The organism is Streptosporangium sp. NPDC006013 (genome assembly GCF_040614275.1).
In the GTDB taxonomy this organism is placed as follows: Bacteria; Actinomycetota; Actinomycetes; order Streptosporangiales; family Streptosporangiaceae; genus Streptosporangium.
The window spans coordinates 1-8,064 of record NZ_JBEXUE010000454.1; the positions used below are offsets into that span (position 1 = coordinate 1).

Genomic DNA, 8,064 nt, shown 5'->3' on the forward strand with positions numbered 1-8,064 from the left:
CGACGGTGCCTGCGCGATGGTGCTGTCCGCCGCCGACAAGCTCACCGACAGCACACCGGCCTGGGTCCTCGGCACCGCGATGCGCTCCGAGCCGATCTTCCGCGCGGGCCGCGACACGGTGAACCCGCAGGGTGGCAAGGACTGCGCGGCGGACGTCTACCGGCAGGCCGGGATCACCGACCCGCGCAGGGAGATCGACGTGGCGGAGGTGTACGTGCCCTTCTCCTGGTACGAGCCGATGTGGCTGGAGAACCTCGGTTTCGCCACCGAGGGGGAGGGCTGGAAGCTCACCGAGTCCGGGGCGACCGCGCTGGACGGCGACATTCCGTGGAACGCCTCGGGCGGCGTGCTGTCGAGCAACCCGATCGGCGCCTCCGGGCTGATCCGGTTCGCCGAGGCGGCGCTCCAGGTCAGGGGGATGGCGGGGGAGCACCAGGTGGACGGCGCCAGGCGGGCCCTCGGGCACGCGTACGGGGGAGGCGCCCAGTTCTTCGCGATGTGGATGGTCGGCAGCGACAGACCCTGACCCCCCAGGAGGGCCCATGGAGTTCAACCACGCAGATCTGTTCGAGGGGATCGTGGACGCGGTTGGGGACCGCACCGCCGCCATCTGCGGCGATGATCGCCGGACCTACGCGGAACTGGACGCGGAGGCCAACCGGCTCGCGCACTATCTGCTCGACCAGGGCGTCTCGGCCGGGCAGCACGTGGGCATCCACCTCTACAACGGCGTCGAGTACCTGGTGGGGATGCTGGCCGCGCTCAAGATCCGGGCCGTGCCGATCAACGTGAACTACCGTTACGTCGAGGCCGAACTGCTCTACCTCTACCAGGACTCCGACATCGTGGCGCTCCTGTTCGACGTGGAGTTCGACGGCCGGGTGGCGGCCACCGCCCCACAGGTCCCGCAGCTCCGGCACCTGATCGCGGTGGGCGGGCCGTCCGGGGTCGAGACGGCGGTGCCGTACCAGGAGGCGCTGGCGGCCGGGTCACCGGAGCGGGGGTTCCCCGCGCGGTCCGGCGACGACGTCTACATCATCTACACCGGTGGCACGACCGGCATGCCCAAGGGCGTGATGTGGCGGGTCGAGGACCTGTTCTTCGCCTTCGGCGGCGGCAATCCGGGTGGGGAGCCGCGGGCCACGCCGGAGGAGGTGATCGAGGCGGCTGTGGCCTCCGGACCTGTCACCATGCTGGCGGCGGCCCCGCTGATGCACGGCGCGGCCCAGATGGCCACCTTCATCACCTGGTGGATGGGCGGAACCATGGTCTACGTCCGCAAGTTCGACGCGGCCGAGGTACTGCGCGCGATCGAGCGGGAGGGGGTCCTGACGATCAACATCACCGGCGACGCGATGGCCCGTCCGCTGATCGACGAGCTCGAGGGCGGCGGCTACGACCTGTCGTCGCTGTTCGTGCTCAGTTCCACCGGCGCCATCCTGACCGGCTCCCTCCGCGACCGCCTGGCGGAACTGCTGCCCGGCAGGATGATCCTGGACAACTTCGGGTCCAGCGAGTCCGGATACACCGCCTCGGCGATCCCCGGCTCCTCGCCCGAGTCGGGCCAGCGTTTCCAGGCCAACGTCGCGGTCAACCTGGCCGTGCTCAACGAGAGGCTGGAGCCGGTCAAGCCCGGTGGGGGTGAGCTGGGCATGGTCGCCAGGAGCGGCCGGATCGCCTCCGGCTACTACAAGGACGACGACAAGACCGGCAAGACCTTCGTGACCGACTCAGGCGGCGTGCGCTGGCTGCTCACCGGCGACATGGGCCAGGTCGAGGAGGACGGTACCATCGCGATCTTCGGACGAGGTTCGGTCTGCATCAACACCGGCGGTGAGAAGGTGTTCCCCGAGGAGGTCGAGGCGGTGCTCAAGGGGCACCCGGCGGTCTTCGACGCGGTCGTCACCGGCATCCCCGACGAGCGCTGGGGCAACCGGGTCGCCGCAGTGGTCGAACTCCGTCCCGGCGCGACCCCTTCGGTGGAGGACCTCGACGCGCACTGCCGGGCGAAGCTCTCCGGTTACAAGGTGCCCAGGACCTTCGCCTTCGTCGACGAGATGGTCCGCTCCCCGGCGGGCAAGGCCGACTACCGCTGGGCCAGGGAGACCGCCCAGGCCGCCCGGTCCTGATCCGCTTTTCGCGGGGAAGGGCGGGTGAACCAAGTCGGTTTTCGGTCCGTCACAGTGGTGTGATCCGTTCTCTGCTGGCCGTCATGCTTCTGCTGACCGGCTGTTCCGCGACCGCCGAAAGCACCGCGACCGTAAAGACCAGCGCGACCGCCGAAACCAGCGCGCCCATCGCGCGGACCGGAGCTCGGACCGACGACGTCGTGATCCGGTTCCTCAGGTGCGGCCCGATGACCTGCGTCGGCGGTGACAGCCTGAGCGTCACCGGTGACGGGCGGGCCGTCTCGCTGCGGGACGGGGAACTGGTCGCCGTCCCGCTCTCCGCGGCCGAGCTGGGGGACCTGCGGGCCGGGCTGGTCGCGGCCCTGGCGGGACGGGAGGGCACCCTCGACCGTACCGGGGGAGCCACCGACCAGCCCTTCACCGTCATCACCGTGACCGACCGGGAAGGGAAGGTCCACGAGAACCGGCTGGAGGGGGCGCCGCTGGTGGAGGACGAGCGGATCGTCGCCGCCGGCGAGCGGCTCACGGCGCTGACCGGCCGGATCCGGGCCACCGGCACGCCGGACCGCACCGCGCCGATCACCGTGACGCTGTACGAGGGCCGTGGTGTCCGGCCCATCCGGCAGGCGGGCTGGCCCGAGGGCATCCTCGCGCCGGTGCTGGACACGGCCCCCGGGAGCCTCTCCTCTCAGACGTACCGGGGAGAGGAGGCGAAGGCGCTGCGCACCGCCCTGGGCGCGGCCGAGGAGCACGTGGCGGTGGTGGTCGGGGGCCAGACGTTGATCGCCAGCTGGGAGGCGGAGCTTCCCTACTAGCGCAGGCCGGCAAAAAGCCTGCTCGCTTCGGGCTGCTTCCAGGCGATCTTGTTGGGGTCGTCGGGATGCGGCTGCCAAGGCACCGTGAGGAACGTCGCCTGGCTCTTGCGTGCACTTTCGGCGATGGTGACCATCGTGCCCAGGTCCATGTCGCTCTTCACACTCCTGGTCGCCGCGGAGAGGAACAGCCGGAGCCGGGCGGGGTCGGTAATCCCCTGCCTGGCCTTTTTCAGCATCGCCTGCATGAGCGCGGCCTGGCGTTTGATCCGCTGGATGTCACTGCCGTCGCCGTAGTTGCGCAGCCGCATGTAGGCGAGCGCCTCCTCGCCGTTGAGCATGCTCCTGCCGGCGGGGAGCGTCAGCTTGGCCTTGTGGTCGTTCACGGGTGTGGGCAGCCTGACCTCGACGCCGCCGAGGGCGTCGACCACCTCCTTGAACGCCTGGAAGTCGAACTCCATCGCGTGGTCGATCCGCACGTCGGTCAGCGTCTCGACCGTCTTGACGGTGCAGCTGAGCCCGCCCTTGTCGAACGCCGAGTTGATCATTTCCTTCCGGGCCGGCGCCGCTCCGCAGGCGGGGATCTGGACGATCGAGTCGCGCGGCAGGTTGACGAACATGATCTTCTCCCGGTCCGCCGGCAGGTGCGCCAGCAGGATGGCGTCGCTGCGCGCGCCATTACGGAAGCGGGGGGTGCCGGCCTGGCTGTCAGTGCCGATGACGAGGATGTTCAGCGCGCCGGTCGCCTTGACCGGTCTGGCTCCGGTCGGGGCGACACTCTCGCCGGTGTTCAGCACCAGGGTGGGCACGGTCACGGCGGCTACGGTGGCGGCGGCGGCCAGGCCCATGACCGGCCAGCCCATCCGCGGGCGGCGGGACCGGGCGGTCGACAGGCGGTTGCGCTGGCGGGCCAGCGTCGCCGGCGGCTGGTGCTCCAGCTCGGCGCCGAGGTCGCGCAGCATCTTCAGGTCGTCCATCGTCACGCCTCCTCATCAAGCATCGGGTTGGTGTCGCCCAGCGCCGCCCGTACCTTCCGCCTGCCCCTGTTGAGGCGGGAGCGTACGGTGCCGACCGGGATGCCGAGTGCCCGCGCGACCTCCTCGTAGGTCAGCTCGCCCCAGGTGATCAGCAGCAGCACGTCGCGGTCCTTGGCGGGCAGCGCCGCGAGCGCGCTGATCAGAGCGGGCCGGGCGGCCTGCGCGCTCACCCTGACGGCCACCCGGTCGGCGGGCGAGTCCTCGTAGCCGTCCACGGGAGTCCGTGACAGCGCCCGGTAGCGGGCCGCCTCGGTACGGTGCTGGCGGGACATGAGCTTGGTGAGGATGCCGAAGAGCCAGGGTCGGGCGTCCGGATAGGCCAGGTCGTAGCTCCTGCGCCGGGAGAAGGCGACCAGGAACGTCTCACCGACGAGGTCCTCGGCCGACTCCGGGCCGAGCCGTTTGGAGACGTACCGGTAGAGCATGCCCGAGTAGCGGTCGAACAGCTCGGCGAACGCCTCCGGCTGGGTCCAGGAGGCGCTGACGAGGTCGGCGTCGCCGCGGGTGGCGGGTTGGGTGATCATCTCCGCCCTTCTGTAGGGAAGTCGGTCAGGATGTATCGCCACAACTCACCATTCAGGTTCACGGCGGGGAGGTCCGCGGTGGCTGAGCATGCCATCAGGCCCGGTCTTCCATGTGCCGGGCTGGGCTCCGAGGTGGCCGCTGTTATGGAAAGCGCTTACCGTAGGAGGGTGGTCCAGCGAGCCACGACAGGCTCCACTGAGGAAAGGCTCCGTGTTGATCCACTCAATTGATCCCAGGACCGGCGAGCCCGCCGGGGACCCCTACCCGCTGACCTCGGACGGCGAGGTGGACGCGGTCGTCGGAGCCGCCCGCGCGGCGGGACCCGCCTGGCGTTCCGCCGACCGGGCGCCGGTGCTTGAGGCGGTCGCGGCGGCGCTGGAGGCGAACGTCGAGGAGCTCTGGCGGGCCGCCGACGCCGAGACCGCGCTCGGGGAGACCCGGCTCCGCGGCGAGGTGGGGCGGGCCGCGGGCCAGTTCCGGCTCTTCGCCCAGGTGCTGCGGGACGGCGGGCACGTGGAGGCGGTGATCGACCACGCGACGGCCCAGCCGCCGGTCCCCGACCTGCGGCGGATGAACCACCCGCTGCCCGGCGTGGCCGGTGTCTTCGCGGCGAGCAACTTCCCGTTCGCCTTCTCGGTCGCGGGTGGTGACACCGCCTCGGCGCTGGCCGCCGGATGCCCGGTGGTGGTCAAGGCGCACGACGGGCACCCGCGCACCTCGGAGCTGTCGCAGAAGATCATCCAGAGCGCGCTGCCCGATCCGGCACTCCTGGGCCTGGTCCGCGGGCTCGACGCGGGAAAGCGGCTGGCCACGCACCCTTCCGTGGTGGCCGTGGGGTTCACCGGCTCCGTCCCCGGAGGCAAGGCCGTCCAGGCTCTCATCGCCGAGCGCCCGGACCCCATCCCGTTCTACGGCGAGCTGGGCAGCGTCAACCCCGTCGTCGTGCTGCCCTCGGCCGACCGCGAAGGGCTCGCCCAGGGGTTCGCCGCCTCGCTGACCCTCGGCACCGGTCAGTTCTGCACCAACCCCGGACTGGTCTTCGTCCCTGACGACACCGAGCTCCTGACCTCCATCTCCGAGGCGGTCTCCGCGACCGCGGGCGGGCCGATGCTCACCGAGCGGATCCGGGGCGGCTTCCTGCACGGGCTGGCCAGGCTCGGCAAGCTCACCACGCTGGCCGAGGGGCAGCCGGGCGAGGGGGCCTTCGCGGTGGCGCCGCAGGTGTTCGTCACCGACCTGGCGTCGTTCGCCGACGCCCTGCCCGACATCGCCGAGGAGTGCTTCGGCCCGGTCTCCGTCGTCGTGGTCTACGGCGACGCGGCGGAGCTGCCCGCCGTACTGGAGAGGCTGGACGGCTCGCTGACCGCCACGATCCACGCCACCGACCCCGGCGAGGCGCGGGAGAGCGCCGAGGTGCTGCTCAGGAAGGCGGGCCGGCTGATCTGGAACGGCTGGCCGACCGGTGTCGCGGTCCGCTGGGCCATGCACCACGGCGGCCCCTGGCCCGCGAGTACGGCCGCCGCGCACACCTCGGTCGGCGCCGCCGCGATCCGCAGGTGGCTGGTCCCCACCGCCTACCAGGACTGGCCGGCCGAGCTGCTCCCAGCCGAGCTGCGCGACGACAACCCCCTCGGCATCCCCCGCCGGGTCGACGGGGTGGTCTCCTAGGCGCGGGTCGTCTGTCGGCCGCTGCTCCTCCGGCCCGTCCGACCTGCCCGGTGGCCTGCGCCCCCTGCGTGGGCGGGCCACCGGCGAACGGCAGGACCCGCCTCGCCCGACACGGCTCCGCGACCTGCTGGACGAGCAGGCCGCGGAGCCGCATGCGAGGTCCGTGGCTTAGGACGGTCGCCGACGACCCGTCGATGACCTCGTTCCTGCCCAACTGGGTGGAGGCGATTCTCGTTCCGCTGTTGCCGACCGGTCTGGTGGCGCTGGCCGGCTGCAAGGTCAGGCACACCCCGCGGCCGGACCTCCCGGCCGACCAGCGGTAGCAGCCGCACACAGGAGAGCGCCCTGCTCCTTCCATCGTGGAGGGGCGCTCTTTTGTGTTGTGCGAGCTCAACCCAGCCAGAAGGCGGCAAGTGACCAAGCTTCCTCGCCGCTTGTAGAGCCGTCGTGCGGCAGGAACTCCGTGGGGGCGATGTACCCCTCGCCGGGGTCAAGCCGGATGCGGAGGCACCGCAGCGGGTGCCCATCTGCGACGTAACGGCGCAGGTCGTCGGTGTGCGGGTAGTACCCGTCCTGGTCACAGCCCAGGGCGCGGCAGATCTCCTTGATGTCCCGGTCGCCGACCAGTAGATAGCGGGTGCCGGGTCCCAGGTTGAGGCAGAGGCGTCGGCGGCTGTTCTGCCGGGCGGGGTAGGGCAGCCGGTCGAAGTTGTCGACGTGCAGTCCGATCCGGTGGCCGGTCGTGGAGTCCTCGGTGCTGGTGAGCCGTCCGGGCCGGCTGGCCGTGCAGGCGAGGCGCCTGCGCGGCCAGTGGCCTTCCAGTGGGTCGAGAGCGGTCGCGGCGTCCACACGGCCTTGTAGATCAGCGAAGGCGAACACCGGCAGAGGCTGGGCGACCAGCTCGATCACCACGCTGGTCGGGGTGGCGTCATCGGGCCGCAGCCGGTCGGCCTCGTCGTCGCTGAGGGGCTTCCAGTCCTCCCGAGGGACGACGGCCACGCCGTCGTCATAGCCCGGCGCGTCGCCTGCCTGCCTGACGTGCCCGATCTCGATACGTCCCTGGATGTCGCTGAACTGGTCGAACTGCAGCCATAAGCCCATGGCTCCGCCTTCTTGGTGGTCGAGGTCCTAATCGAAGGTGATCTCCTGTTCGGCCGCGAACGCCTGGGCGAGACCCTGGAGTTGTGACCGATCGATGATGATCTTCTTGAGTGCGCTCACTCCGCGAAGGCCGGACAGGTCGTTGCCGCGTAGGTCGCAGCCACGATAGGTGCCGCCGTCGAACTCCGTCAGATGCAGATCGCACTCACCGAACGCCGCGTCGCTCAAGTCGGACCCGACGAACCGCGCTTCTCGCAGCGAGCAGCCGGTGAAGATCACCGGGCCTATGGCACGGAGGCGGGTGACGGCCGCGTAGTCCAGCTTGCACCGCTCGAAGACCACGTCATCGAGCGTGACGTTCTCCCACGCAGCGCCGAGCAGCTTGCAGTCGGTGAACGTGACCCTGGAGAGTTTGCTGTCCTCCCAGCGGAGGCCGGACAAGTCGCAGCCGGAGAACTCGACCGAGTGCAGACGCAGCTCCTCCAGGCGGGCGCGCTGAGTGGTGAGGCTGGTGACGCGTCCGTCCATGAGCTGGGTCCCTGACAAGGACAGCTCGCGCAGACGGGCATTGGCGTAGTGGAAGTCGCGCAGCTTGCCGTGCTCGCCCTCCAGCGAACCGACTTCGCCCAGGTCCGCGTCGTCCAGGTCGGGCAGCGTAACGCTCGTCTCGCGTACTGTCCGTGTGTCCATCGTCTTGCCTTCCATAGTGGATCCGTCGTGCGCTCTCCGGTGCCCGCGCGTGGTGCTCGGCGGTGGTGGCCATCCCCTCGATCGGAGATGCCGGGCGCGGAC

Annotated in this window: 8 protein-coding genes and 1 pseudogene; 5 read left to right on the top strand and 4 right to left on the bottom strand. The window is 70.6% G+C overall.

Going from position 1 to position 8,064, the window contains the following annotated elements:
- The 3 genes and pseudogenes from ABZ260_RS41300 to ABZ260_RS41310 form a co-directional block, all read left to right on the top strand.
- Window positions 1-526: pseudogene (locus tag ABZ260_RS41300) on the top strand (thiolase domain-containing protein); the annotation flags it as partial.
- A 16-nt stretch (window positions 527-542) separates the two neighbouring features.
- Window positions 543-2,129, top strand: a complete 1,587-nt coding sequence (locus tag ABZ260_RS41305) for an acyl-CoA synthetase (protein ID WP_355628633.1) — start codon at window positions 543-545, stop codon at window positions 2,127-2,129.
- Between the two features lie 83 nt (window positions 2,130-2,212).
- Complete coding sequence (locus ABZ260_RS41310) at window positions 2,213-2,944, top strand: hypothetical protein (protein ID WP_355628636.1); 732 nt, start codon at window positions 2,213-2,215, stop codon at window positions 2,942-2,944.
- Here ABZ260_RS41310 and ABZ260_RS41315 read toward each other — a convergent pair.
- A complete protein-coding gene (locus tag ABZ260_RS41315) occupies window positions 2,941-3,918 on the bottom strand; it encodes an LCP family protein (protein ID WP_355628639.1) in 978 nt (325 codons plus the stop codon). The genes ABZ260_RS41310 and ABZ260_RS41315 overlap by 4 nt on opposite strands.
- 2 nt (window positions 3,919-3,920) lie before the next feature.
- Window positions 3,921-4,502, bottom strand: coding sequence for an RNA polymerase sigma factor (locus ABZ260_RS41320; protein WP_355628642.1), 582 nt, complete (start codon window positions 4,500-4,502; stop codon window positions 3,921-3,923).
- Window positions 4,503-4,713: 211 nt separating this feature from the next.
- On the opposite strand from ABZ260_RS41320, the gene ABZ260_RS41325 reads away from it, so the two are divergent.
- Both ABZ260_RS41325 and ABZ260_RS41330 read left to right on the top strand, forming a co-directional pair.
- The gene (locus ABZ260_RS41325; RefSeq protein WP_355628645.1) at window positions 4,714-6,171 is read left to right on the top strand and encodes an aldehyde dehydrogenase (NADP(+)); all 1,458 of its coding nucleotides are present in this window, start codon (window positions 4,714-4,716) and stop codon (window positions 6,169-6,171) included.
- Between the two features lie 152 nt (window positions 6,172-6,323).
- On the top strand, window positions 6,324-6,494 hold the full coding sequence (locus ABZ260_RS41330) for a hypothetical protein (RefSeq protein ID WP_355628648.1): 171 nt from the start codon (window positions 6,324-6,326) through the stop codon (window positions 6,492-6,494).
- 67 nt (window positions 6,495-6,561) lie between these two features.
- Here the strand turns inward: ABZ260_RS41330 and ABZ260_RS41335 are convergent, their stop codons facing one another.
- Together ABZ260_RS41335 and ABZ260_RS41340 are read right to left on the bottom strand one after the other, a co-directional pair.
- Entirely contained in the window at window positions 6,562-7,272 is a 711-nt protein-coding gene (locus tag ABZ260_RS41335; protein ID WP_355628651.1) for a hypothetical protein, read from the bottom strand.
- A gap of 27 nt (window positions 7,273-7,299) precedes the next feature.
- On the bottom strand, window positions 7,300-7,962 hold the full coding sequence (locus ABZ260_RS41340) for a pentapeptide repeat-containing protein (RefSeq protein ID WP_355628654.1): 663 nt from the start codon (window positions 7,960-7,962) through the stop codon (window positions 7,300-7,302).
- Window positions 7,963-8,064 lie beyond the last annotated feature (102 nt).